Source organism: Ochrobactrum sp. 19YEA23, from assembly GCF_029909865.1.
Lineage (GTDB): Bacteria > Pseudomonadota > Alphaproteobacteria > Rhizobiales > Rhizobiaceae > Brucella > Brucella gambitense.
On the sequence record NZ_JASAMQ010000001.1, the window covers coordinates 445,009 to 469,953 of the forward strand.

Here is a 24,945-nt window from a genome sequence, read left to right on the forward strand (position 1 = left end):
CAGCGCGTCGGATGCTTGCCTGGAGGACGCATCAGATCGCCCGGCGCGGTGCAACCTGTCCGTCGGCAGGAACGGAAACCACAGCGCCATGAACGCCATGGAGGACGCCATGAATGCCGACGCTACCGCTTCCTTCCCGTTCTCTGATGCCGAATTCAAGGGTTTCATTGTTCCATTCCATGATCCACTGGCCGCATGTGCCATGACGGTTGCGCTCCAGGACGGCTAGAAAAGCCGGTTTCCCGGGCGCATTGGCTCCGCTGGAGCGCGAGGGCGCAGGGGCCACACGCCATCGGCTGACGGCAGCACTTTGCACGCCGGTGCGATGGCTTCGAAGCAGGATGACCGGCAGTTGCGCTGTCTCCGCTGCCAGCAGCAGGCGGCGCGAGGCCGTCAGGTCGAGGCATTTCGGCTGGCCGGTTATCGAGGCAACGATGCCGGAAACGAGATGCGAAGCCTTGCCGCCGGTTCCTGCTTCCAGCACATCATTGGCGGCCTTCAGCACATCCTGCGCATTCGGGCAGCGTACGATCAGCAACCGGTGCGGATCGATGCCGAAAGCATTCAGTCCCGGCGGATAGAGCCCGCCATATTCGCTTGTCGCCGTTTCCTCCTCGATCCAGATGATCGGTCGCTGCTTTTGTGTGGCTCGCAATGCCATGGCGAGCGCAAAGCCGGTTGCCGCCATATGCGCACCGGGATTTTCAGCGAAAACCTCATGCAAGGCATCGCCAGCAAGCCCATGCGGAAAGGCTGCGTCCGTCGCCGCGTGGCCCAGTGCGAAACTGTTTGTGCGCCCGAAACCGGCACCTGTATCGCCAGAAAAGTTTCCTTGCGGATCGTTGCCTTCAATGGCGGTAACCATGCGCCGCAACGTCGCGATGTCGATGCCGCTCACGTCGAAATTCCTGTAATCTGTCTGTGTTTGATTGCGCGGTTCCGGAGGCAAGCCTGCCTGCCGGTTTTACCGAAGTCGCTTTCGTTCTCTATTTGTTCCAGTATTGAATCGACTCTGAAAAGAGTCAAGCGGGGAAACGTCCGATCCCTGTCAGCGTGTCGGATTCTTCATAGAAAAGAAAATTCAGGACAAAGAAAAACGCCCTCCGATGAGGGAGGGCGTTTCATATTCTCAATACTGGGTCTGCTTATTTGCGGTCGCGTGCAGCCAGCGTACGCAGGCGCAGCGCGTTGAGCTTGATGAAGCCCGCTGCATCCTTCTGGTCGTAAGCGCCCTGATCGTCTTCGAAGGTCACGAGCTTGTCGGAATAAAGCGACTTGTCCGATTCGCGGCCGATCACCATCACATTGCCCTTGTAGAGCTTGAGAGTGACTTCGCCTTCGACGTTTTTCTGGCTGAGATCGATTGCGGCCTGAAGCATTTCGCGTTCTGGCGAGAACCAGAAGCCGTAATAGATCAGCTCCGCATAGCGCGGCATCAGCTCATCCTTGAGGTGAGCAGCACCACGGTCGAGCGTGATCGATTCGATGGCGCGGTGAGCTGCCAGCAGGATCGTGCCGCCCGGCGTTTCGTAGACGCCACGCGACTTCATGCCGACGAAGCGGTTTTCCACGAGGTCGAGACGACCGATGCCGTTGTCGCGGCCATAGTCATTGAGCTTGGCAAGAAGCGTCGCAGGCGAAAGACGCTCGCCATTGATCGAAACGGCATCGCCCTTTTCAAAGCCGATCTTGATGATCGTTGCCTTGTCGGGTGCTGCTTCCGGGGAAATGGTGCGCATATGCACATATTCCGGTGCTTCGAGTGCCGGATCTTCCAGAACCTTGCCTTCGGACGAGGAGTGCAGCAGGTTGGCGTCGACGGAGAACGGCGCTTCGCCCTTCTTGTCCTTGGCAACCGGAATCTGGTGCTGTTCGGCAAATTCGAGCAGATGCGTGCGGCTCTTGAACGACCAGTCGCGCCATGGGGCGATGATCTTGATGTCCGGGTTCAGCGCATAAGCGGAAAGCTCGAAGCGAACCTGATCGTTGCCCTTGCCGGTCGCACCGTGCGCAATGGCGTCGGCGCCGGTCTTCCTGGCAATCTCGATGAGGTGCTTGGAAATAAGCGGACGGGCAATCGACGTGCCGAGCAGATAAACGCCTTCATAGACGGCATTGGCGCGGAACATCGGGAAAACGAAATCGCGCACGAATTCTTCGCGCACGTCCTCAATGAAGATTTCCTTGATGCCCAGCATTTCAGCTTTCTTGCGGGCCGGTTCAAGTTCTTCGCCCTGGCCCAGATCGGCGGTGAAAGTCACGACTTCCGCGCCGAGTTCCGTCTGAAGCCATTTCAGGATGATCGAGGTGTCGAGACCGCCCGAATAGGCGAGCACGACCTTCTTAACGTCTTTCCACTTGCTCATAGTCAACTTCCGATACGATGGATGCCCCATTGTCCGCTCGGGAAGAGCATCCGCAGGGCTTGGGAATTGGATGTTGCTGTCCTTTTATCAGTTGCTAAGCCACGTGCAAGCAGGATGGCTGCGACTTATCGAAAAGACGAGAGAATCCAGTAGCAGTAAAGCCGAAATCGCGTTAGCTTGCCGCGAATTTTCGGAGCTACGCGCATGTCATTCCTGACAAACCTGACCTTCATTCCCGAATGGACCATTTTCGTCCAGTTCGCGATTGCAACCGCTATTCTTTCCATCACTCCCGGCCCGGACATGACACTCTTCGTGGGGCGCGCCTTGTCCGAAGGTAAGGCGGCCGGTTTCGCCTGCATGGCGGGCGCAAATACCGGCATCGTCATCCATACAACCATGGTGGCGCTGGGCCTCTCGGCGCTGATTATTGCGTCTCCGGCTGCCTTTACTGTGCTGAAGGTGGTGGGGGCGGGCTATCTCGTCTGGCTCGCCGTACAGGCAATCCGCAAGGGCTCGGCGTTCTCGCCGGAAAAGAACGGCGGTAAAAAGCACACGCTGGTTCAGAACTGGGCGACAGGGCTTGGCATTAATCTGCTCAACCCGAAGATCATTCTGTTCAACATGACCTTCCTGCCGCAGTTCGTCTCGGTAACTGACCCGCATGCGATGGGCAAATTGTTTTTCCTCGGCCTGTCTTTCATTCCGCTGGCGCTGCCCTTTACCGTACCAATGGTCGTCGCAGCCGACAGGTTCGCGGGCCTTCTGAAGAAGAACCCGACGGTGACGCGCATCGTGGACTGGTTGTTTGCCGGTGTGTTCTCGGCTTTCGCGCTGAAAATCATCACCGCGCAGGCGAAATAAGCTTTGTGTCTTGATTACCCTGTCGGGCGGTCGGAAAGCCGTCCGGCATTGCGGCCTGCGATCAGCCAGTAGATGAAGCCGCCTACAATACCCGCGCCGACGAAGGCCGCGATCCAGAGCGGCATTTCCGGCCACTCGTCGGATCCGCGAAATGGAATGCTGCTTCCAGCGGTTCCAAGACCGATTATGGCTCCCACAACGCAATAAAATACCGACGAGCGATAGCCGCGCGCTTCGGCGAGCAGAATGACGATTGCCGCAGGCAGAAAGCTGATGCCGCCCGCCAGCATGGCTACAACGATACCGCCGACGAAAACGCTGCTCCAGAAACTGGTCGTCGCCCAAAGGGTGGCGGCTTCCATATTGCCGGCACCAGCCATCATGGCAAAATCGTCCATCAGCGCATCCACGCCGATGCTGCGAAACAGGATGGCAGCCAGAAACCAGCCGGTTGCCAGAAGGCCGCAGCAATAGCCAAAGAGAATAACGACGAAGCGCATTATGTAGTCGAATGTATCGTTCACGCGCGCTCGCTTGTCCGGTTTATTCGCCGTGTCCGGCGATCATCATGGCTTCCAGCGCAAGGCGTTCGCTCTTGCGCATGCGTTCGGATTCCGACTTCAACTGGCCGCAGGCAGCGAGAATGTCGCGACCGCGCGGCGTGCGGATCGGCGAGGCATAACCGGCAGCGTTGACGTAATCGGCGAAACGTTCGATCTGCTCCCAGTCCGAGCACTGGTAGTTGGTGCCGGGCCACGGGTTGAACGGAATGAGATTGATCTTGGCCGGAATACCCTGCAACAGCTTCACCAGAAGCTTTGCATCTTCAAGGCTGTCATTGATGTCCTTCAGCATCACATATTCGAACGTGATGCGCTTGGCATTCGACAGGCCGGGATATTCGCGGCAGGCCTTGACCAGCTGTTCCAGCGGATATTTCTTGTTGATCGGCACGAGAATGTCGCGCAATTCGTCGCGCACGGCGTGCAGCGAAATGGCGAGCATGACCCCGATCTCATCACCGGTGCGGTAGATTTCCGGCACGACGCCCGAGGTCGAAAGCGTGATGCGACGCTTGGAAAGCGACAGGCCGTCGCCATCGGAAGCGATGATCAGGGCCTTCTTCACTTCCTCGAAATTATAGAGCGGCTCGCCCATGCCCATCATCACGATATTGGTGATCTTGCGGCCTTCGGCAGGCACCATGGCGCCGTCGGGCGTATCCTTGTCCGGGAAGTCGCCGAGCCGGTCGCGGGCGGTCAGAAGCTGCGCCAGAATTTCTTCCGAGGTCAGATTGCGCACCAGCTTCTGCGTGCCGGTATGGCAAAACGAGCAGGTGAGCGTGCAGCCGACCTGGCTGGAAACGCACAGCGTGCCGCGACCTTCTTCGGGAATATAGACGCTTTCGATCTCGACCGGGCGACCTGCGCCGCGCGGCGGAAAGCGGAACAGCCACTTGCGGGTGCCGTCCTGCGAAATCTGTTCTTCGACCACTTCCGGGCGCGCAATGGTGAAATGTTGCGCCAGCATGGCGCGCAGATCCTTGGAAATATTGCGCATGTCGGCGAAATCGGAAACGCCGCGTACGTAAAGCCAGTGCCAGAGCTGGCTGATGCGCATCTTCACCTGACGCTCCGGCACACCGGCCTTGATGAGCGCTTCGGCCATCTCCTCGCGCGACATGCCGATGAGCGACGGCTTTGCTTCCAGATTGGCGCGCACATGGCGGGCAAGCTGGTCGCGCGTATCATCAATGGTAAGGTCGAACGAAATAGACATCTGTTTTCAACTGTTAAGGGGCGACCGCGATGACGCGCGCCGATCAATTTGGGCCCGATTGCCGTGATTGCAAGGAGTATATATGGGCTCTGTCATCAGCATATGCGAGCCTTGTTCCGCGCGCTCTTAGCATAGAATAAGGCGTCCGTCATCCCGTTCGATCATCCCGGCTGTCATGCAAGATTGGCGGAACTGACACAAAAGAAAAAAGCCGGAGCAAAGGCTCCGGCTCTGAAAAACAGTCCGTATTCGACGAAACGTCGATTACTTGCAGTTCTGGATCGCGGCAAGAGCTGCCGAAACACCCTTCAGCGAATAGGTGTAATTAGTCTTGGTGCCGCGCTTCGACTGCGCCTCGACCTTGAGATCCTGACCGGACTTCATGGCTGCGATGAGCTTCGGCTCTTCAGCGGCATTTTCCATCCAGCCCGACTTGCCGTTCACGAACATGGTGAAACGGTTGCTGCCGACGCCGACGGTAACCTTGGCATTGGGGTTCAGGTCATAACCCGCCATGAACTGCGGCTCGAACGAGATGTTCTGGCCCGGCTTCTGGCTGATCAGGAAGAAATTGTCGCCGTGGTCGACCGAGGCCGGAGCCTTCACAGTCGGGACGGAGAGGACATAGCAAACCTTGCCGTTGCCCGCCTTGTAGCTATAGGCGCCCCAGGCGTCGAACTGTTTAATCTGGGTCGGTGTCTGGGCGAGGGCCGAGCCCGCCATTGCAATCATAAACACCGAAGCCGCGACGATCGATTTTCCAAGCATGGTCTTTTACCGGTTCTCTTTCGTTTGCTTCAAACTCGAATATCGGGATGCCGCCGTTCTACACGCCGCCCCGCTCAGTTGCCGATTAAAGTGCCTTAATCTGGGTTACCAAACGGTGAAGTTTTGAAAGAAAACTTGAACGAGCAAGGGCTGATCGCCACCCCAGGCTCCACATCAATGCAAAGAAAGCGGCTGGAATATGACAGGAGGGGAGTAGGGCAGTAGGGGAATAAGGGAATAGGGGATAAAGGGCGAAGCTGCGGCTTCACAATTAAGTGTCTGATCCGAAAGTCGCCATCCGGGCCGCCAATGACGACAAATATGCTCTGGCTTCTCGCCGTTTTAAGGGCTTGTACGGGTTCAGGATTGTAAGAGCTTACTCCCTTACTCCCTTACTCCCTTACTCCCTTACTCCCTTACTCCCTTACTCCCTTACTCCCTTACTCCCTTACTCCCTCAGCCTCTTCCAGCGCCTGACGCGCCGCAAGCCGGTGTGCGGGCGTAATATGCGTGCGCACGGCGGTCAGGGCCGCCATCAGCACGGCGACATCGTCAGTAAAGCCGATACCGACCAGCATGTCGGGGATAATGTCGAAGGGCAGCACGAAATAGGCAAGCGCCGCCATCAGCGTCATGCGCACGCGTGTCGGTGTGTTCTGGTCAAGCGCGCAATAATAGGCGGCCACCACTTCATCCATGAAGGGCACCATCCGACCGGCGCGGCGCGCGGCCTTCCAGAAACCTTGTTTCACCCGTTCGCTGCGTTTCTTGAAATCGCTTTCGCTGCCGGGTTCAAGGATTTCACCAATTTTGACGCTATCCATCGTCGAGCAAACTCCTGTCAGTCAGATCGCGGCGTATGAGGGGCCGAAAATGACATGATCGAAAATGGGGGGTAACGCCCCGGTTTTCAAGTTTTTGCCCGTTCAGGGCAGGGAGCATCCTGCAAGAACCATCAGCTACAACCTCTATCCCAAATCACCGGATTATAGGTCCGGCCAGCCCAAGGTCAGTTTTGGGTCTGGGTCAGCTTCTTGACCTGATTGAATGGAGACTGTTCATGCATCTTACCGGCTATGGAGAGAACTTTGTCCGTGCTGACCGGACAAGTCAGTTCTATCGCGGAAACCAGCTTGCATCGGCGCAGGATGTAAGCGACCACATCACCGTCGATGTGAAAGACAATGTTTGCTACGACGCAACGGCCTATATGCGTTTTCTTCTGGGGGCGGGCATTTCCGAACATACCTTACGCGGAACCTCCGGGCAGAACTGGATTCCACTGCTGAACTTCCGCGCCGGAGAGCAATGGAACGGCTATTCCGCCATCACCTATGGCCGCGCCATCGGGTTCTACGATGTCAGGGCCGGGCATATTTTCCACTCGGCCATTGCGGTCGGTGATGTCTTTATCCGAAGCATCAATGGCGGCGCGCTTGGCCAGAACTGGAGTGATCGCATCGATCTCACCAAAGCGCTGCCCTATTCATGCCGGAACCGCGATGGCAGCTTCACTTACCAGAAGAAGACTATCATGGTTTATATTTCAAAGGTCTAGGCGATGATCATCATGGTCAGGCAATCGCATTCATCTTGCGCGCCATCTTGATGTCCAGCTCGGTAACGCCATTCTCGCTGTGGGTCGCGAGTGTGACATCGACGCGGTTATAGACATTGAACCATTCGGGATGATGGTCGAGTTTTTCGGCATAAAGTGCCGCCCGTGTCATGAAGCCGAAAGCGGTGTTGAAGTCCTTGAACTTGAAGCTCTTGGTGATCGCCTCGCGATCCTCCACCTTCTGCCAGCCCTCCAGTTCGGCCAGCGCCTGTTTCAGTTCGTCTGCAGTCAGCCGGTTGCGTGCCATCGTCTTTCGCCTATGTTGCGGTTCTTGAACTAACTTATCATGAGCGCGAGGGTTCCGTGACCATAGAGAAACCGACCAGCATTCTTTTCATCTGCGCAGGCAATATCTGCCGTTCACCGCTTGCTGAGGGCGTGATGGGACATGTTCTTGAAGCGCGTGGCATCCGCAATGTGCTGATCGATTCGGCAGGGACGAACGGTTATCACACGGGAGAAGAACCCGACGAACGGTCCATCAGCGTTGCGTCCCGTCATGGTCTCGACATCAGCGCACAACGATGCCGCCAGCTGATCTCCGCCGATTTCAGCCGTTTCGACCTGATCCTTGGGATGGACCGCTACAACATGCGGATGATCGCGCAACGACAGCCTGCAAATGCAAGCGCGCATGTTGGGCTGTTCACCGAGATTGCAGAGGGAAAGGCGGTTGAGATCCCCGATCCCTATTATGGCGGAACCGGGGATTTCGAGCTGGTTTACCGAATGGTTCTGGCTTCCTCGAAAGCGCTGGCCGACCAGTTCTGGCGGGCGGATGCCACCAAAGGCCAGGCTTCTTCAACAATGTAAGGTCCGCCGCCCACGGAATCGCGCGACGACATCAGCACGAAGCGACCCACCTTGAAGGATGGCGTCGCGAAATTGCCGCGTGAGGAGAGGTAACGCACGACATCGTCGATGCGAGCGTTGCGAAGCCGCGCAAGCGTCACATGGGGTGTGAATTTGCGCGGGTCGGCGGGAATGTGAAACCGCTGGCAGATGCGTTCGATTTCCGCCTGCAATGCGTTGAGTTCAGGCGACGGGGATACCCCCGCATAAATGCTGTGCGGCTTTTTGGAGCCGAACGCATTGACACCCGACAGGTTGAGCATGAATTCGGGTCGCCGCACACGATCAAGCGCATTGGCAACCTCATCGGCCACATGGCCTTCCACATCTCCGATAAAACGCAACGTTATGTGGTAGTTTTCGACATCAATCCAGCGTGCGCCGGGGAGACCGCCTCGCAATAATGACAGCGAGAGCGCAGCATCGCGCGGGATTTCGAGGGCAGTGAAAAGACGCGGCATAAGGCATCCTCCTCGAAGCGTTCTGTGTCAGAGCGCTATGCGTCGTGGACGCATAAAGGACACTCTAACCTAGAGAGTCAAAACATCGTACCTGTCAGAAATCGATTCGGCTAAGTCGATGCATTTGTAGCGAATCATCGTTTGAGTCCCGGAGCAAGCTGTTTATGTGCCTCACGGGTTTCAGCCTCCCGATGTCCCCTTGTTTTGTACGTCGGACAGGCTTTTTTCGATAGTAGGCATAAAGTTTGCCACCATTGCTTCGACACCTTTTTCATTGGGGTGCATTCCATCCTCGAGCAGAAGATCCTTCTTCGTTGCTACGCCGTCGAGGAAAAACGGGTAGAGCGGTACGCCATATTTCTGCGCCAGCTTCGGATAAATGGGGTTGAACTTGGCGGCATAGTCCTTGCCCATATTGGGTGGGGCGATCATGCCTGCCAGAATGACGGAAATGCCGCGTTCCTTGAGACGCGCCAGCATATCGTCGAGGTTCTTTTCCGTGATGTCGGGCTGGATGCCGCGCAGGGCATCGTTGGCTCCGAGTTCAAGAATGACGAGATCGGTTCCATCGGGGATGGACCAGTCGATGCGTGACAGGCCGCCCGTGGTCGTATCGCCCGACACGCCTGCATTTTCAATTGAAACCTCGACGCCCTTGTCGTTCAGCGCCTTTTCAAGCTGCTGCGGAAAGGCGGCGTTGACGGGCAGGAGATAGCCGGCCATCAGGCTGTCACCGAAGCCGACAATTTTGACTTGCGAAAGCTGTTCGGTCGGCAGAGCGTCTTCAAGACCCGTCGGGTCTTCCTGTGCCGGCTCCTGCTGGGCATAGACGCTGCCAGCAAAAACCGATCCGAGGATCGCAAAAATCGAGAGCCATGCCGGAATTGAGAGTTTGAAACGCATCGTTGGCAACCCATATTCGGTAAAAGGGTGAGCGACAGCTCACGTGATTTATTCAAGTGTTGGCGCAACATAAGTTCAAATTTGTGGCGCGCTCTTCAGTTCTAGTGGATTGAATTTGACGTTTGGAAACCGCACGACAGAGACACATGTTCAAACGTCAAATTCGAAAAATCCACTAGGTACATAAACTTGCTAGTGGTCTTTTTGATTTCGACATTTGCTCGGCGCTTGTAACACCGTAGGCAAATGTCGAAATCAGACCACTAGTATTCATATAGGAAGAAAACCGCGTGACGGAACAGGCTGTTGGCCCGATTATCGAACTTGAGAATGTTCATCTGACGCTTGGCCATGCTGCATCATCGGTGCATGTGCTGAAGGGTGTCTCCCTCAATATTGCCAGCGGCCAGTCGGTGGGCATTGTCGGTCCGTCCGGTTCGGGCAAATCCACACTTCTCATGGTTTTGGCAGGGCTGGAGCATGTCGATAACGGAACTGTGAAGATTGCGGGCGAGACGATCAGCCAGATGAGCGAGGATCAGGCAGCTGCTTTTCGCGGGGCCAATATCGGTATCGTCTTCCAGTCGTTTCACCTGATTCCCAATATGACCGCGCTGGAAAATGTGGCGGTTCCGCTGGAACTGGCCGGGCGCCGCGATGCCTTCGAAGTTGCGGAACGCGAGTTGAAGGCCGTCGGACTTGGCGAACGTCTGACGCATTATCCGTCCGAACTGTCCGGCGGCGAGCAGCAGCGCGTGGCGATTGCACGCGCGCTTGCGCCGTCGCCGAAAATTCTGATCGCCGATGAGCCGACCGGTAATCTTGACACAACGACGGGGCGGCAGATTACCGATCTGCTCTTCGCCAAACAGCGCGAAAACGGGCTGACCATGGTGCTCGTTACCCACGATCCGTCGCTGGCTGCGCGTTGCGACCGCGAGATTCCCGTCCGTTCCGGTCGCATCGAAGAACCTGCCAAGGGTGGTGCGGTGCTTGAGAAACTGGTGGCTGGCGCATGAAATCTGCGACGTCGCTTTCGCTGGCACTCCGCTTTGCACTGCGCGAAATGCGCGGCGGGCTTGCCGGGTTCTATATTTTTCTGGCCTGTATTGCGCTTGGCGTGGCGGCCATTGGCGGTGTCAATTCCGTGGCGCGGTCGGTCAGCACCGGCATTGCGTCGGAAGGACAGAGCATTCTTGGCGGGGATGTCAGTTTTGCGCTCAATCAGCGCGAAGCAACGGCGGAAGAGCGCGCCTTCATCGAAAAGCAGGGCAGGATGGCCGAAAGCGCGACAATGCGCTCCATGGCCCGCATGCCGGATGGTTCCGACCAGTCGCTGGTCGAGGTGAAAGCGGTCGATGCTGCCTATCCGCTCTATGGCACGTTGAAGGTCGCACCAGAACAGTCGCTGGCCGATATGACGGCTGTCAAAGGCGATGTTTACGGCGCTGCGGTCTCCCAGGATTTTCTCAATCGCATGGGATTGTCGCTCGGTGCAAAGGTGCTGCTCGGTTCTCAAACATTCGAATTGCGTGGTGTGATCGAAAGCGAGCCGGACCTTCTTTCGTCCGGTTTCAATTTTGCACCGCGTTTTCTGGTTTCGCTTGATGGCTTGCGGGCTTCGGGTTTGATCCAGCCGGGCAGCCTTGTCGACCATGTTTATAAGGTCGCGCTTCCCAATGGCGCGCCAGATTCGGCAATTGCCGAAGTCAGACGTCTGGCGACCGCCGATTTTCCGGATGCAGGGTGGAATATCCGCTCCCGTGCCAATGCCGCTCCGGCGCTGAGCGCTAATATCGAGCGCTTTTCGCAGTTCCTCACGCTGGTAGGCCTGACGGCGCTGATCGTCGGTGGTGTCGGTGTTGCCAATGCGGTGCGCGCCTATCTCGATGGCAAGCGCGGCGTGATTGCGACCTTCAAGTCGCTTGGTGCGCCTGCGCGCTTTGCGGTTCTGGTCTATCTGGTGCAGATCATGGTGATCGGCCTGATCGGCATTGTGCTTGGGCTCATTCTGGCGGCGATCATTCCGTTTGCTGCTGGGATAGTGCTGGCCAATTATCTGCCGGTTGCCGGTGGCGGCGGTTTCTTTCCCGGCGCGCTGGCGCTTGCTGCCGTCTTCGGCCTGATCACCACGCTCGCCTTTGCAATCATTCCGCTTGGTCGCGCCCGCGATATTCCGGCGACGGCCCTGTTCCGTGAGCAGGGTTTTGAGCAGCGTGGCCTGCCGCCGCTGCTTTATCTGGGGCTGGCGGTTCTGCTGATTGCGGCTTTGGCCGCTCTGGCGCTTTACGTTGCCTATGACCGGCGCATCGCGGCGATCTTCATCGTCTCGGCCATTGCCGCTTTCGGCGTGCTGCGGCTTGTGGCTGATGGCATTCGCTGGCTCGCCCGTCGCGCACCGCGTGTACGCTCGACGGCGCTTCGGCTTGCAGTCGGCAATATTCACCGCCCCGGCGCGCTGACCCCTTCGGTGGTGCTTTCGCTCGGCCTCGGCCTCACGCTGATGGTGGCGATTGCGCTGATCGACGGCAACCTGCGCCGTCAGGTTACGGAGAATATTCCCGCACAGGCGCCGGACTTCTTTTTCGTCGATATCCAGAACCGCGACATTGGCGATTTCACCAAGCTGGTGAGCGGCATCGTGCCAGACGGCAAGCTCACTTCCGGCCCGATGTTGCGCGGGCGTATCGTGGCTTTCAACGGAACCAATGTGCGCGACATGACCATTCCGCCCGAGGCGGTATGGGTGCTGCGTGGCGACCGCGGCATTACATTTGCCGACAAGGTGCCGGATAATTCGACGCTGAGCGAGGGCGAATGGTGGCCTGCCGATTATAGCGGTGAGCCGCTGGTCTCTTTCTCCGAACGGGAAGGCAAGGAACTGGGCCTGAAGCTCGGTGACAAGGTGACGGTCAATGTGCTGGGCCGCAACATCACCGCAAAGATCGCGAGCTTCCGGCAGGTGCAGTGGGAAACACTGGCGATGAATTTCGTCATGGTGTTTTCGCCAAACACCTTCGCCGGTGCGCCCGCGACATGGCTTGCGACGCTGACCATTCCGGACGGCCAGAAAAACCGCGCGCCCGATGTGCTCCGACAAGTCACCAAGACATGGCCCGCTGTCACGACCGTCAGCGTGACCGATGCGCTGAATGTCGCCAACGATCTCATCAGTCAGCTGGCGACGGCCATTCGCGCTGCGGCTTCCATTGCGCTTGCCGCTTCGGTTCTGGTGCTGGGCGGTGCGCTGGCTGCGGGCAACCGCGCCCGGGTGCACGATGCTGTCGTCCTGAAGACGCTGGGGGCCACACGCGGCACGCTGATCGCAGCCTATGTCATGGAATATATGCTGCTCGGTCTCGCGACAGCCCTTTTTGCACTTGCCGCCGGCAGTGCGGCTGGCTGGTATGTCGTGGTGGAAATCATGAAGCTCAAGGCGAGCTTCCTGCCTGATGTGGCGCTGATGACCGTGGCGGTTGCGCTGGTGCTGACGGTCGGTTTCGGATTGGCCGGTACATGGCGCGTGCTGGGCCAGAAGCCTGCACAAGTGCTCCGGACTATATGAGCGATTTGTAATGTGGAGGGCTCAAAAAGCATAAGCCATTGGATCGTATGGAGAATGCGGTTCGGTTTTTCGCCGTGACCCTCGCGTTTTTTTACAGGCGGTACTTGTACGTGAGGGCCATAATCCCCATAATGTCAGGCAGGCATGCTGGAGTCCCGCCAGCGGCGCCTGGCGGCGGCTCGCCGGAATGAGCGCCCCGACACCGGACGGGACATGGCAAGAGGATTTAAGTCATGGCTGACTTTCGCAATATTCAGGCGCAGCAGAGGCCGGTAGGCGGCGCTCGCGCCGATGCAGGCATCGATCAGGGTCTGCGCAGCTATATGCTGGGCGTCTATAACATGATGGCTATCGGCCTGGCCGTTACCGGCCTTGCTGCATTCGCCGTTGCGGCACTCGCAACGACGACGGACCCGTCCGCAGCCGTCGCGCAGCTTGCTAACGGCAAGATGCTCACGGGCCTTGGCGTCGCGCTCTACACCTCGCCGCTGCGCTGGGTGGTGATGCTTGCGCCGCTGGCGGCAGTGTTCTTCCTGAGCTTCCGCATCGAACGTCTTTCGGTCTCGACCGCTAACGCCGTCTTCTGGGGCTATGCAGCTCTCGTCGGCCTGTCGCTGTCGTCGATCTTCCTGGTCTTCACCGGCCAGAGCATCGTTCGCACCTTCTTCGTGACGGCTGCGTCCTTCGGTGCGCTGTCGCTCTACGGCTATACGACCAAGCGTGACCTGTCCGCTATGGGCTCGTTCCTGATCATGGGCCTGTTCGGCCTGATCCTGGCTTCGGTCGTCAATATCTTCCTCGGCTCCTCGGCATTGCAGTTTGCAATCTCGGTGATCGGCGTTCTGATCTTCGCAGGCCTCACCGCCTACGACACGCAGTCGATCAAGGAAATGTATTACGAAGGCGATGCTTCGGATACGCAGGGCCGCAAGGTCGTGATGGGCGCGCTGCGTCTCTACCTCGACTTCATCAACATGTTCACCTTCCTGCTGCAGTTCATGGGCAACCGTAACTAATCAACAGAAGAAGCTGGAATGCGAAAGGGCAGCGGAAACGCTGCCCTTTTTGCTTTTGTCTGACGGTTTCATGATGCATTCTGGAAATGTGTAAAATCATTTCTCCGGTTCTGTCTCATGCCTGTCGTTCGCGATTTTCGTCCCACCGATATTGATGCCATCACTGCGATCTATACCGAAGCCGTGCTGAACGGTTCCGGGTCTTATGAGGTTGAGCCGCCGTCGCGTGAAGATTTGCGACAGCGCTTTGAGGGCTTTGTCGAGCAGGGTTTCCCAATTCTGATTGCGGAAGAGAACGGTGTGGTGCTGGGCTATGCCTATGCCAGCTATTTCCGCACCAGACCGGCCTATCGCTGGCTTGCGGAGGATTCGATCTATATCGCGCCAGAGGCCAAGAATAAGGGCGTCGGCAAGCTTCTCCTGCGCGAACTGATCGAACGGGTAACGGTACTGGGTTTCAGGCAGCTATTGGCTGTCATCGGCGATGGTGAGAACAATATCGGTTCCGTGCGGCTGCATGAAAGCCTGGGCTTCCAGCATTGCGGACGGATCGAGGGTTCAGGCTTCAAGCACGGGCGCTGGCTGGATACGGTGCTGATGCAGTTGCCGCTCAATGGCGGGCGCACGCTTGAACCGGGCAAAATGCCACTATCCTCATCCTGAGCGCGTCGACGGGTCAGGCCTCGACTAGTTTCAGGCTCTTGTCGAAAACGCGCAGCACACGTTCCAGCTCATGGCCGCGCTTCATGATCAGCCCGCTTGCTGCAATGACCGCGTAAGCGCCCTGTTTCTGGGCGAGCTTGGGATTCTTCTCGATGCGGAACAGCGGAACCTCGCTGGCGCGCCGGAAGATGGAAAAGACGGCCCGGTCACTCAAATGGTCGATGGCGTAGTCACGCCATGCCCCGGCGGCGACCATGCGGCCATAGATGTTCAGGATCTTGCCCAGTTCATGCCGGTCGAAACTGATGGTGGAGGGGGTCGGTCTGGCGCGGTCGAGTGAGACGACCTTTGGCGACGCGGATGCGTTGGACGAGGATGATGAATCCTCACTTGCTGCGCTTGAAATATCCATGTCCTTCCTTTCAGCCCTGTGGGTGGCGAAGCGGCAGGCGCGTCTTCGCCGCAACGAAACGCATGACAGCAGGGTGATGCTTTTGTGAAACAAATTCAAGTGCGGGCGGTGGTCTGGCGGTTCAATTGACCGGGATATCCCTCATAAAACGCCAGATTCGGTGCCTGTCTGATCGTGCATTAGTTGTTCACGAAAAACGAAAGTCTGTCTGGAATGGTGATCGTCGAACACATTTTCGCCTTGTCAGCTTCGCATTCCAGCCTGATTATGGCTTCAGCATCCACGTGTTGCCTGAGACGGTTCGGTTCGGGTATGTCCGACCCCAAGCCCCCCGCCCAAAGGACTGCCCGAGCCGAACCAACCTTCTTCGTCCGACCGAGCCGCAACACTGATACGGTCTTCCATACCTCCGAGACTGATGCCCTTCCCGAAAAGTGACGACTATGTTCGACATCCGACAATGCTGCCGGATTTGAAGACTATGGTTTGTGCTGAAACAGCCGCGGTCAGAGGCCGACTGGCGCTTTTTCCTTGAACATGGCAGCGCCATGGATGCGCCCAAGGGAATTGTCGTCCCGGGTTTCCTGCAGAATCACCGCGCAACCGGAAACATCCTTCCGCTTCAACTCGGAAGCGGGGAGTTCGATTTTCAGCGCCTTGCCGTCCCACATGCCGATCGTGTTGATCTCGCTGACCGTGTTTCGGTAGGTGATATCCTGACCGGCATTCTCGCCCTCGGTGATCGGTATGGTCACCGCATCGCGGAAATAGAACAGAACCACATGCACCGGCACTTTTGGCTTCTCGCCAGCACCGATTTCGATGGACAGACGGCCATCGTCAAGACGGTTGATCGCAACAGGTACAGTCAGCTTGTCGGCTGCAATCTGTGCATTGATAGCGCCTGCATCGCGACCGTTGACCTCCGCGCGGCCATTGATGATGGCCTGCGGCGTATAGATCATGCGTGCGTTGAAGGAATTGCGATAGGCATTCTGCCGGTCGGTATTATCCTGGGTGGCAAGTGTGTCGCGCCACCCCATATAATCCCAGTAATTGACGTGGAACGACAGCGCCAGCACGCTCGGATCATCGGCGAATTTGGCAAAATTGTCGTCAGCCTTCGGGCAGGACTTGCAGCCCTGGCTGGTGAAAAGCTCGATGACGGCGGTCTTCTTGGGCGCATCTTGCGCTAAAGCAGAGCCTTGCATGGAGACACAGCCGGTGAAAGCCAGCCCAAGAACGGCGCATACGTTGCGCCAGGCCGGCAGGGAATCGCCGGTCAGCCAAGTGGCTGTTCCATAAAAAGAGGGCTGCACGGTCACTTTAGTTTCATCCTGCACTAATTGATGATGACATCTATTATGTAGGAATTACGCCGATCAATGGGAATTCACGTTGCGGTGAGATTCTGGGCCAAGTGTGCTCTATTTGCGTCATATGGATCCCGAAATTTCGAGATTCGCGCGCGAAAACCGCGAAAATGAGAGTTTCGGCGTTGAAACTGCCGGAAAATAAAAAAGCCGCCGGATTGCTCCGGCGGCTTTTTGTTTCAATCAGACGCTGATTAGGCAGCGAGATCGCGCAGAACGGTCTGCAGAATGCCGCCGTTCTTCATGTAGTCCAGCTCGTCCAGCGTATCGATGCGGCAGATCAGCGGTACCTTCTTCACCGAGCCGTCGGCATAGGTGATGGAAGCATCGACCTTCTGACGCGGACGCACATCGGCAAGACCTTCGATGGTGACGATTTCGTCGCCCTTGAGGCCAAGCGTCTGCCAGCTCGTGCCTTCCTCGAAGACGAAAGGCACAATGCCCATGCCGACGAGGTTGGAGCGGTGGATACGCTCGAAGGACTGTGCGATCACGGCCTTGACGCCGAGCAGATTGGTGCCCTTGGCAGCCCAGTCACGCGAAGAACCGTTGCCGTATTCGACACCTGCGAAGACGACGAGCGGCACGCCCTCGGCCTTGTATTGCATGGCAGCATCATAGATCGAGGTTTCTTCCTTCGACGGGTAGTGGATGGTGTAGCCGCCTTCACGTCCGTTTTCGCCCAGCATGTGGTTGCGAATACGGATGTTTGCGAAGGTGCCGCGCATCATCACTTCATGGTTGCCGCGACGCGTGCCGTACTGGTTGAAGTCGGCAATACCAACGCCATGGTCAATGAGGTACTTGCCGGCAGGCGACTGAGCCTTGATGGAACCGGCAGGCGAAATGTGGTCGGTCGTGATCTTGTCGCCGAAGAGACCAAGAATACGAGCGCCCTTGACGTCGCCGATCGTGCCAGCCGACTTGCCCATGCCAACAAAGTAAGGCGGGTTCTGCACATAGGTCGAGTTGTCGTCCCATGCATAGGTCTGGCCCGCAGGAACCTGAACGGCCTGCCAGTTGGCGTCGCCCTTGAACACATCCGCATATTTCTCCGAGAAGATCTTGCGGGTGACGTTCTTGGCGATGAACTCCTGGATTTCCTTCGAGGAAGGCCAGATATCGCGCAGGAATACCGGGTTACCGTTCTGGTCTTCGCCGAGCGGCTCCTTGGTCAGGTCCTTGGTGACCGTACCGGCAAGAGCGTGGGCGACGACGAGCGGCGGCGAAGCAAGGTAGTTTGCCTGCACGTCCGGCGAGACGCGGCCTTCGAAGTTACGGTTGCCGGACAGAACGGCAGCCGCGATCAGGCCTTTTTCGTTGATCGTCTTGGAGATCGGCGCAGGCAGCGGGCCGGAGTTGCCGATGCAGGTCGTGCAGCCGAAGCCGACGAGGTTGAAGCCGAGCGCATCGAGATCCTTCTGGAGACCAGCGGATTCGAGATAGGCGGCAACGACCTGAGAGCCGGGAGCAAGCGACGTCTTGACCCAAGGCTTGGTCTTGAGGCCCTTCGCGACCGCGTTGCGGGCCAGAAGACCGGCAGCAATCAGCACGCTCGGGTTCGAGGTGTTGGTGCAGGACGTGATAGCGGCAATCACCACATCGCCATGGCCAAGGTCGAAGTCTTCGCCTTCAACGGCATAACGCGTGGTCTGGCCGGTGGTCTTCTTGTACTCGTTTTCCAGCGAGGTTGCGAAACCGGAGCCGATGTTTTCCAGCGGAATGCGGCCTTCCGGACGCTTGGGACCGGCCATCGACGGAACGACGTCGGCCATGTCGAGTTCGAGAATGTCGGTGAAGACCGGATCGGCTGCACCCTTGTCGCGCCACATGCCCTGCGCACGGCAGTAAGCTTCAACCAGCTCGATGCGATGCTCATCGCGACCGGTGGTGTTCATGTAGTTCAGCGTTTCGCTGTCAACCGGGAAGAAGCCGCAGGTTGCGCCATATTCCGGGCCCATATTGGCAATGGTCGCGCGGTCGGCCAGCGTCATGTTTTCGAGGCCTTCGCCGAAGAATTCGACAAACTTGCCGACAACGCCCTTCTTGCGCAGCATCTGCGTGACAGTGAGCACGAGGTCGGTCGCCGTGACGCCTTCCTTGACCTTGCCGGTCAGGCGGAAACCAATGACTTCCGGCAGGAGCATGGAAACCGGCTGACCGAGCATGGCTGCTTCAGCTTCGATGCCGCCCACGCCCCAGCCCAGAACACCAAGGCCGTTGACCATGGTGGTATGGCTGTCGGTGCCGACGCAAGTGTCGGGATAGGCAACGGTTTCGCCGTCTTCTTCCTTGGTCCAGACTGCCTGGGCCAGATATTCGAGGTTCACCTGATGGCAGATGCCGGTGCCAGGAGGAACAACGCGGAAGTTCTGGAACGCCTGCTGGCCCCACTTCAGGAAGCGGTAGCGCTCGCCGTTGCGCTGATATTCGAGGTCCACATTGGCCTTGAACGCGCTTGGATTGCCGAATTCGTCAACGATGACTGAGTGATCGATGACCAGATCTACGGGCACGAGCGGGTTGATCTTTTCCGGGTCGCCGCCGAGCGCCTTGAGGCCGTCGCGCATGGCTGCAAGGTCAACAACGGCTGGAACGCCGGTGAAGTCCTGCATGAGAACGCGGGCTGGGCGGTAGGCGATTTCTGCGCCGGCTTTGCCGCGGTCGGCCAGCCACTTGGCGACGGCTTCGATGTCCGACTTCTTGACGGAGCGGTCATCCTCGAAGCGAAGCAGGTTCTCAAGAAGAACCTTCATGGAGAAAGGAAGCTTGGAAACACCCTCGAGGCCGTTCTTTTCGGCTTCGGTCAGGCTGTAATAGACATAGTCTTTACCACCTACGGTGAGGGTCTTGCGGCATTTGAAGCTGTCAATGTGTGACACTGCATTCGTCCTTATGCTACTGGCCGGAAAACCAGGACGAACGCCTAGGCTAGCGTTTCAAGGACGCGCCAAGGTGCGGGTGCAGTCATTTCCGCTGTCCGTCCCGAAGCCTGGGTCCTTACGGGCGCCAAGTGTTAGAGATCGGCCAAAAATGGTTTCCACGCCGACCGCTGGCGTGGTAGCTGCTATATAGAGAGTTTCCTAAAACGATTCCAGACTGAATTTCGTGAATTCGCCTGCTTGCGGCGAAATGTTGCGATCCTCCCGGTTGTTTCATCGAGCTGGGAAGCGGTTGGTTTTTGAGGAGAGAAAATGCGGCTTGAGGCCGAAAATCTGGGCGGCGAGCGGGGCGGCGAGACGGTCTTCTCCAACCTTTCTTTCACGCTCGAGAGCGGGGAGGCGCTGGTGGTCACGGGCCAGAACGGGTCCGGCAAATCCACCTTGCTGCGGATCATTTGCGGTCTGCTTGCGCCCGAAGAGGGGCGGATCGAACTGACCGAAGGCGGCGCATCGCTGCCGGTGCAGGCAGCCTGCCATTATCTCGGCCATCAGAATGCGATGAAACCGGCCTTGAGCGTGCGCGAGAATCTTTTGTTCTGGCAGCGGTTTAATGGCACGGGAGCGCTCGAAATCGATGACGCGCTGGAGGCCGTCAACTTGCCCGGCGTTGAACATCTGCCTTTCGGCTATCTCTCCACCGGGCAAAAACGCCGTGTCTCCATTGCCAAGCTTCTGGTGAGCTATCGTCCGCTATGGATTGTCGATGAACCGACGGCAGGTCTCGACAAGGCATCCGAAGCGCGTTTTGCCGGGCTGATGCACGACCATCTGCACCAAGGCGGCATGATCATTGCCGCCACGCATATTCCGCTGGGGCTGGAAGGTGCGAACACGCTCGATATGGCCAGCTTCTCGCATGAGGCCTTTTGATGCTGGCGCTGTTCCTTCGCGATATGCGCTTGAGTTTTCGCGCGGGCGGCGGTGCGCTGGTCGGCATATTGTTCTTTCTCGCCGTCATTTCGGTGATGCCATTCGGCGTCGGCCCGGACCTCAACCTGCTGGCACGGATCGGTCCTGCCATGTTGTGGATCGGCGCCTTGCTGGCGACGCTGCTCGGGCTTGACCGGCTGTTTCAGGTCGACCGCGACGATGGCTCGCTCGATCTTCTGCTGATCGGCTCTGACCGGCATGTGCTGGCGCTCACGGTGCTGGTCAAATGCATTGCCCATTGGGCGTCGAGCGTGTTGCCGCTGGTGATTGCGTCGCCCATGCTCGGCCTTTTCATGAATATGGATGCAGCAGCCATCGGCGCTACGACCCTGACGCTTCTGGTCGGCACGCCCGCCATTGCCTTTGTCGGCGCAGTGGGTGCGGCGCTGGCAGTGGCCCTGCCGCGGGGCGGCCTGCTCGTTTCCGTCATCGTGCTGCCGCTTACCATTCCGGTTCTCATTTTTGGTGTATCTGCTTCTTACGGAGCGACGGTAGACAACGCCCCCTTTGTCGCTCCATTTCTGGTTCTGTCCGCGCTGACGCTGTTTTTCGCCGTACTGGGGCCGCTGGCCGCGAGCGCCGCGCTGAAAAATTCGGCGGATTGAACACGATCCCGAAAAGTGGGAACCGGTTTTCGGAATCGATCATGTTCGGCGGATTGACGCAGTTGATTACGGTCAATTGAACGGCATGAGGGGGGAGGTTAAGTATAGGTCATGACGAAAGACGCTGTGAAAACCGCAAGCTGGCTCGATATGGCCAACCCCACCCGCTTCCTTGCCTTTGCGGGCAAGGTGTTGCCGTGGCTGTCGGGGCTTGCCGTTCTGTTCCTTGTTGGCGGTCTCGCCATGGTCTTCCTGTCGCCCGACGATTACCAGCAGGGCCTCACGGTCCGCATCATGTATATCCATGTGCCTTTCGCATGGCTTTCCATGATGTGCTATTCGATCATGGCCGTATCGGCGTTGGGAACGCTGGTCTGGCGGCATCCGCTGGCCGATGTCTCGATCCGGGCCGCCGCGCCGCTTGGCGCGGTGTTCACGGCCTTGGCGCTTGCAACGGGTTCGCTCTGGGGTAAGCCTATGTGGGGCACATGGTGGGTGTGGGACGCACGCCTGACCTCGGTTTTCGTGCTGTTCCTGATGTATCTTGGCATCATTGCATTGTCGCGCGCCTTCGCCGATCCGGCCAAGAGCGCCAAGCCTGTGGCCGTGCTAACGCTGGTCGGCTTCATCAATATCCCGATCATCAAATTCTCGGTCGACTGGTGGAACACGCTGCACCAGCCAGCGTCGGTTTTCCGTATGGGCGGGCCGACAATCGATGGGTCCATGCTGCGCCCGTTGTTCGTGATGGCGATTGGTTTCACGCTACTGTTCTTTGCGCTGCATATGATGGCGATGCGCAACGAAATCTGGCGTCGCCGCGTGGCTTCGATGAAGAAGCTGGCCGCCCGCAACGCGGACCGCAAACGCGGCAAACAAATGCAGGAAGAGGGCGCGGTATGAGCAATCATCTCGGCTTCGTCGTGGCCGCTTATGGCATCACAATTGTGGCGCTTGTCCTGACTGTCGGCTGGATATTCATCGATCAGCGTATCCAGAAAAACGAGCTGAAGCGGCTTGAGGCGCAGGGCGTGCGCCGCCGGTCCTCAACGCCAGCCGGGTCGGCACGATGAGTGAGGCCACGCAAAAGCCCGCTGCGCCGAAAAAGCGTGCCACATGGGTGGCGCTTCTGCCTCTGCTGGTCTTTGTGGGGCTTGCCGCCGTCTTTGCCGTGCAGCTTTTGTCCGGCAAGGATGGCTCGGCCATTCCATCCGCTTTGATCGGCAAGCAAGCGCCGCAAACCAATCTCCCGGCGGTCGAAGGCTTGATGCGCGACGGGGTTCCGGTGCCGGGCCTCAACAGCGAAGATTTCAAGGGCAAGCTGACACTGGTGAATGTCTGGGGATCATGGTGCGTTCCCTGCCGTCAGGAGCATCCGCTTTTGATGGAAATCGCCAAGGACAGCCGCATCCGTCTGGTGGGCCTCAATTATAAGGACCAGCCAGAAAACGCTCGCCGTTTTCTGGGCGATCTCGGCAATCCCTTTGCCGCCGTCGGTGCCGACCGTGCAGGCCGCTCAGCCATCGAATGGGGCGTCTATGGCGTGCCGGAAACCTTCCTCGTCGGCCCGGACAGCAAGATCATCTACAAGCATGTCGGACCGTTTACGCCGGAGTCGGTGCGCGATGATCTGATGCCTGCGGTGGCGAAGGCTGTTCAGTAACAATCGGCCTTAAAGCGTTTTGGTCCACGGAAGTTGCAGAGCTGTTCTTTTCCCTCAGCCCTTCGAGACGGTTCCCTTCGCAAGCTCAGGGCTCCTCCTCAGGATGAGGGAAGGGGCGAAGCAACTGGTTTACAACGAGCCAAAAATGAAAAAGCCCCGCATGTGCGGGGCTTTTGCTTTTCTTATGATCAAATCAATCCGGCAGCTTGCGCACCGCGCCCTTGGCGGCGCTGGTTGCCATGGAGGCGTAAGCCTTCAGCGCGGTGGAAATCTTGCGCTTGCGCTCTTCAAGCGGCTTCCAGCCCGTTGCTTCCTGCTCGGCGCGGCGTTCGGCAAGTGTCGCATCGTCCACGGCGAGGTGGATCTTGCGGTTTGGAATGTCGATATCGATGATATCGCCTTCGCGCACCAGACCGATCGTGCCGCCTTCGGCTGCTTCCGGTGAAACGTGGCCGATGGAGAGGCCCGAAGAACCACCAGAGAAACGACCGTCGGTGATCAGCGCGCAGGCCTTGCCCAGACCTTTCGACTTCAGATAGCTGGTCGGGTAGAGCATTTCCTGCATGCCGGGACCGCCGCGCGGGCCTTCATAGCGGATTAGCACAATGTCGCCAGCCTTGATCTTGCCGTTCAGAATGCCGAGCACAGCCGTATCCTGACTTTCGAAAATACGTGCCGGGCCGGAGAACTTCAGGATGGAATCATCCACGCCTGCGGTCTTCACGATGCAGCCGTCTTCGGCCAGATTGCCGTAAAGCACGGCCAGACCGCCGTCCTGACTGAACGCATGTTCCTTGGAGCGGATGACGCCCTTTTCGCGGTCGGTATCGACGCTGTCGAAGCGGCGTTCCTGACTGAAAGCCACCTGTGTCGGCACGCCGTCGGGCGCAGCTGAGTAGAACTTGTGCACCATTTCGCTGTTGGTGCGCGTCACGTCCCAATGATCCAGCGCCTTGGCAACCGACTGGCTGTGCACGGTCGGCAGATCGGTATTGATGAGGCCGGCTTTGTCGAGCTGGCCGAGAATGCCCATGATGCCGCCTGCACGATGCACATCTTCCATGTGAACCGTGTTGTTGGCAGGCGCGACCTTGCAGAGCACCGGCACGCGGCGCGACAGACGGTCGATATCGGCCATGGTGAAATCGATTTCGGCTTCCTGCGCGGCAGCGAGAAGATGCAGAACCGTATTGGTCGAGCCGCCCATGGCGATGTCGAGCGTCATGGCGTTTTCAAAGGCCGGGAAGCTTGCAATCGAGCGCGGCAGCACGGTTTCGTCGTCCTGCTCGTAATAACGGCGGGCGAGATCGACGACCAGATGACCGGCTTCCACGAAGAGGCGCTTGCGGTCGGCATGGGTTGCGAGCGTCGAGCCGTTGCCCGGCAGCGACAGGCCAAGCGCTTCGGTGAGGCAGTTCATCGAGTTTGCGGTGAACATGCCCGAGCACGAACCGCAGGTCGGGCAGGCGGAACGTTCAATCGCCTTGACCTGCTCGTCGGTATAGTGATCGTCAGCGGCAGCAACCATGGCGTCGACGAGATCAAGCTTCTTGACCTGATCGTCCCAGATAACCTTGCCTGCTTCCATCGGTCCGCCCGAAACGAACACGACCGGGATATTGAGGCGCAATGCGGCCATCAGCATGCCGGGGGTGATCTTGTCGCAATTGGAGATGCAGACCATCGCATCGGCGCAATGGGCATTGACCATATATTCGACCGAGTCGGCGATGAGTTCGCGCGACGGCAGCGAATAAAGCATGCCGTCATGGCCCATGGCGATGCCGTCATCGACCGCGATGGTGTTGAATTCCTTGGCAACGCCGCCAGCACTTTCGATTTCGCGCGCGACGAGCTGGCCGAGATCCTTGAGGTGAACGTGGCCCGGCACGAACTGCGTGAACGAGTTCACCACAGCAATAATCGGCTTGCCGAAATCCTCATCCTTCATGCCGGTGGCGCGCCATAGGCCGCGCGCACCCGCCATATTGCGGCCGTGGGTGGTTGTTCGCGAACGATAAGGAGGCATTTTCTGACCTTTTAGGAATTAAACCGGAGCGATTTCATCCGAACCGCCCCATCCATTGATAGTAACCCGTTTCCTGTCACAAAACCGTATCACGCTTTTGCTGGAAACATTCTAACTTCATTGCCGATATGACAGA

Annotated in this window: 25 protein-coding genes; 12 read left to right on the plus strand and 13 right to left on the minus strand. The window is 58.1% G+C overall.

Annotation, left to right across the window (positions count from 1 at the left end; all coding sequences use genetic code 11):
* Positions 1-31 precede the first annotated feature (31 nt).
* Complete coding sequence (locus tag QBD01_RS02020) at positions 32-898, minus strand: hypothetical protein (protein ID WP_280991399.1); 867 nt, start codon at positions 896-898, stop codon at positions 32-34.
* A gap of 247 nt (positions 899-1,145) precedes the next feature.
* Positions 1,146-2,366: an argininosuccinate synthase gene (locus QBD01_RS02025; RefSeq protein ID WP_280991400.1), complete on the minus strand. Its 1,221-nt coding sequence runs from the start codon at positions 2,364-2,366 to the stop codon at positions 1,146-1,148.
* A 204-nt stretch (positions 2,367-2,570) separates the two neighbouring features.
* On the opposite strand from QBD01_RS02025, the gene QBD01_RS02030 reads away from it, so the two are divergent.
* On the plus strand, positions 2,571-3,230 hold the full coding sequence (locus tag QBD01_RS02030; protein WP_182519120.1) for a LysE family translocator: 660 nt from the start codon (positions 2,571-2,573) through the stop codon (positions 3,228-3,230).
* Between the two features lie 14 nt (positions 3,231-3,244).
* On the opposite strand, the gene QBD01_RS02035 is transcribed toward QBD01_RS02030, so the two are convergent.
* The 4 genes from QBD01_RS02035 to QBD01_RS02050 form a co-directional block, all read right to left on the minus strand.
* Entirely contained in the window at positions 3,245-3,754 is a 510-nt protein-coding gene (locus tag QBD01_RS02035; RefSeq protein WP_280991401.1) for a hypothetical protein, read from the minus strand.
* A gap of 19 nt (positions 3,755-3,773) precedes the next feature.
* Positions 3,774-5,009, minus strand: coding sequence for a 23S rRNA (adenine(2503)-C(2))-methyltransferase RlmN (gene rlmN / locus QBD01_RS02040; protein WP_078341295.1), 1,236 nt, complete (start codon positions 5,007-5,009; stop codon positions 3,774-3,776).
* A gap of 264 nt (positions 5,010-5,273) precedes the next feature.
* A complete protein-coding gene (locus QBD01_RS02045) occupies positions 5,274-5,777 on the minus strand; it encodes an invasion associated locus B family protein (RefSeq protein WP_280991402.1) in 504 nt (167 codons plus the stop codon).
* Positions 5,778-6,217: 440 nt separating this feature from the next.
* A complete protein-coding gene (locus QBD01_RS02050; protein ID WP_280991403.1) occupies positions 6,218-6,601 on the minus strand; it encodes a YkvA family protein in 384 nt (127 codons plus the stop codon).
* Positions 6,602-6,837: 236 nt separating this feature from the next.
* Between QBD01_RS02050 and QBD01_RS02055 the strand changes: the two genes are divergently transcribed.
* Positions 6,838-7,335, plus strand: a complete 498-nt coding sequence (locus tag QBD01_RS02055; protein ID WP_280991404.1) for a hypothetical protein — start codon at positions 6,838-6,840, stop codon at positions 7,333-7,335.
* A gap of 16 nt (positions 7,336-7,351) precedes the next feature.
* On the opposite strand, the gene QBD01_RS02060 is transcribed toward QBD01_RS02055, so the two are convergent.
* Positions 7,352-7,642 (minus strand): 4a-hydroxytetrahydrobiopterin dehydratase, encoded by a 291-nt coding sequence (locus QBD01_RS02060; RefSeq protein WP_280991405.1) that lies wholly within the window; start codon positions 7,640-7,642, stop codon positions 7,352-7,354.
* A gap of 56 nt (positions 7,643-7,698) precedes the next feature.
* On the opposite strand from QBD01_RS02060, the gene QBD01_RS02065 reads away from it, so the two are divergent.
* Positions 7,699-8,208: a low molecular weight protein-tyrosine-phosphatase gene (locus QBD01_RS02065; protein ID WP_280991406.1), complete on the plus strand. Its 510-nt coding sequence runs from the start codon at positions 7,699-7,701 to the stop codon at positions 8,206-8,208.
* Here the strand turns inward: QBD01_RS02065 and thpR are convergent.
* Positions 8,118-8,708, minus strand: a complete 591-nt coding sequence (gene thpR, locus QBD01_RS02070) for an RNA 2',3'-cyclic phosphodiesterase (protein ID WP_280991407.1) — start codon at positions 8,706-8,708, stop codon at positions 8,118-8,120. The two genes, QBD01_RS02065 and thpR, sit on opposite strands and share 91 nt — an antisense overlap.
* Positions 8,709-8,888: 180 nt before the next feature.
* Positions 8,889-9,611, minus strand: coding sequence for an arylesterase (locus QBD01_RS02075; protein ID WP_280991408.1), 723 nt, complete (start codon positions 9,609-9,611; stop codon positions 8,889-8,891).
* A gap of 290 nt (positions 9,612-9,901) precedes the next feature.
* Between QBD01_RS02075 and QBD01_RS02080 the strand changes: the two genes are divergently transcribed.
* From QBD01_RS02080 to QBD01_RS02095, 4 genes are all read left to right on the plus strand, one after another.
* A complete protein-coding gene (locus tag QBD01_RS02080) occupies positions 9,902-10,630 on the plus strand; it encodes an ABC transporter ATP-binding protein (protein WP_280991409.1) in 729 nt (242 codons plus the stop codon).
* Positions 10,627-13,176, plus strand: coding sequence for an ABC transporter permease (locus tag QBD01_RS02085; RefSeq protein WP_280991410.1), 2,550 nt, complete (start codon positions 10,627-10,629; stop codon positions 13,174-13,176). The genes QBD01_RS02080 and QBD01_RS02085 overlap by 4 nt, the downstream gene beginning before the upstream one ends.
* 233 nt (positions 13,177-13,409) lie before the next feature.
* Positions 13,410-14,192 carry a Bax inhibitor-1/YccA family protein gene (locus tag QBD01_RS02090; RefSeq protein ID WP_078339693.1) on the plus strand — a complete coding sequence of 261 codons (783 nt, stop codon included), beginning with the start codon at positions 13,410-13,412 and terminating at the stop codon, positions 14,190-14,192.
* A gap of 117 nt (positions 14,193-14,309) precedes the next feature.
* Positions 14,310-14,855 carry an N-acetyltransferase family protein gene (locus QBD01_RS02095; RefSeq protein WP_280991411.1) on the plus strand — a complete coding sequence of 182 codons (546 nt, stop codon included), beginning with the start codon at positions 14,310-14,312 and terminating at the stop codon, positions 14,853-14,855.
* Between the two features lie 13 nt (positions 14,856-14,868).
* Here QBD01_RS02095 and QBD01_RS02100 read toward each other — a convergent pair whose 3' ends face one another.
* The 3 genes from QBD01_RS02100 to acnA form a co-directional block, all read right to left on the minus strand.
* Positions 14,869-15,267: a DUF2794 domain-containing protein gene (locus QBD01_RS02100; protein ID WP_280991412.1), complete on the minus strand. Its 399-nt coding sequence runs from the start codon at positions 15,265-15,267 to the stop codon at positions 14,869-14,871.
* Between the two features lie 506 nt (positions 15,268-15,773).
* Positions 15,774-16,478, minus strand: a complete 705-nt coding sequence (locus QBD01_RS02105) for a thioredoxin family protein (RefSeq protein WP_280992088.1) — start codon at positions 16,476-16,478, stop codon at positions 15,774-15,776.
* A 356-nt stretch (positions 16,479-16,834) separates the two neighbouring features.
* Positions 16,835-19,522, minus strand: coding sequence for an aconitate hydratase AcnA (gene acnA, locus QBD01_RS02110; protein WP_280991413.1), 2,688 nt, complete (start codon positions 19,520-19,522; stop codon positions 16,835-16,837).
* A gap of 312 nt (positions 19,523-19,834) precedes the next feature.
* Here acnA and ccmA point away from each other — a divergent pair, with 312 nt between their 5' ends.
* The 5 genes from ccmA to QBD01_RS02135 all read left to right on the plus strand — a co-directional run bounded on the left by ccmA (position 19,835) and on the right by QBD01_RS02135 (position 22,780).
* Positions 19,835-20,452: a heme ABC exporter ATP-binding protein CcmA gene (gene ccmA / locus QBD01_RS02115; RefSeq protein ID WP_280991414.1), complete on the plus strand. Its 618-nt coding sequence runs from the start codon at positions 19,835-19,837 to the stop codon at positions 20,450-20,452.
* Entirely contained in the window at positions 20,452-21,117 is a 666-nt protein-coding gene (gene ccmB / locus QBD01_RS02120; protein WP_280991415.1) for a heme exporter protein CcmB, read from the plus strand. The genes ccmA and ccmB overlap by 1 nt, the downstream gene beginning before the upstream one ends.
* Before the next feature lie 111 nt (positions 21,118-21,228).
* Entirely contained in the window at positions 21,229-22,020 is a 792-nt protein-coding gene (locus tag QBD01_RS02125) for a heme ABC transporter permease (protein ID WP_280991416.1), read from the plus strand.
* Positions 22,017-22,190, plus strand: coding sequence for a heme exporter protein CcmD (gene ccmD / locus QBD01_RS02130; protein ID WP_280991417.1), 174 nt, complete (start codon positions 22,017-22,019; stop codon positions 22,188-22,190). Before QBD01_RS02125 ends, ccmD begins: the two co-directional genes overlap by 4 nt.
* Positions 22,187-22,780, plus strand: a complete 594-nt coding sequence (locus QBD01_RS02135; RefSeq protein ID WP_280991418.1) for a DsbE family thiol:disulfide interchange protein — start codon at positions 22,187-22,189, stop codon at positions 22,778-22,780. Before ccmD ends, QBD01_RS02135 begins: the two co-directional genes overlap by 4 nt.
* 193 nt (positions 22,781-22,973) lie before the next feature.
* On the opposite strand, the gene ilvD is transcribed toward QBD01_RS02135, so the two are convergent.
* Complete coding sequence (gene ilvD, locus QBD01_RS02140) at positions 22,974-24,809, minus strand: dihydroxy-acid dehydratase (RefSeq protein WP_280991419.1); 1,836 nt, start codon at positions 24,807-24,809, stop codon at positions 22,974-22,976.
* Positions 24,810-24,945: the final 136 nt, after the last annotated feature.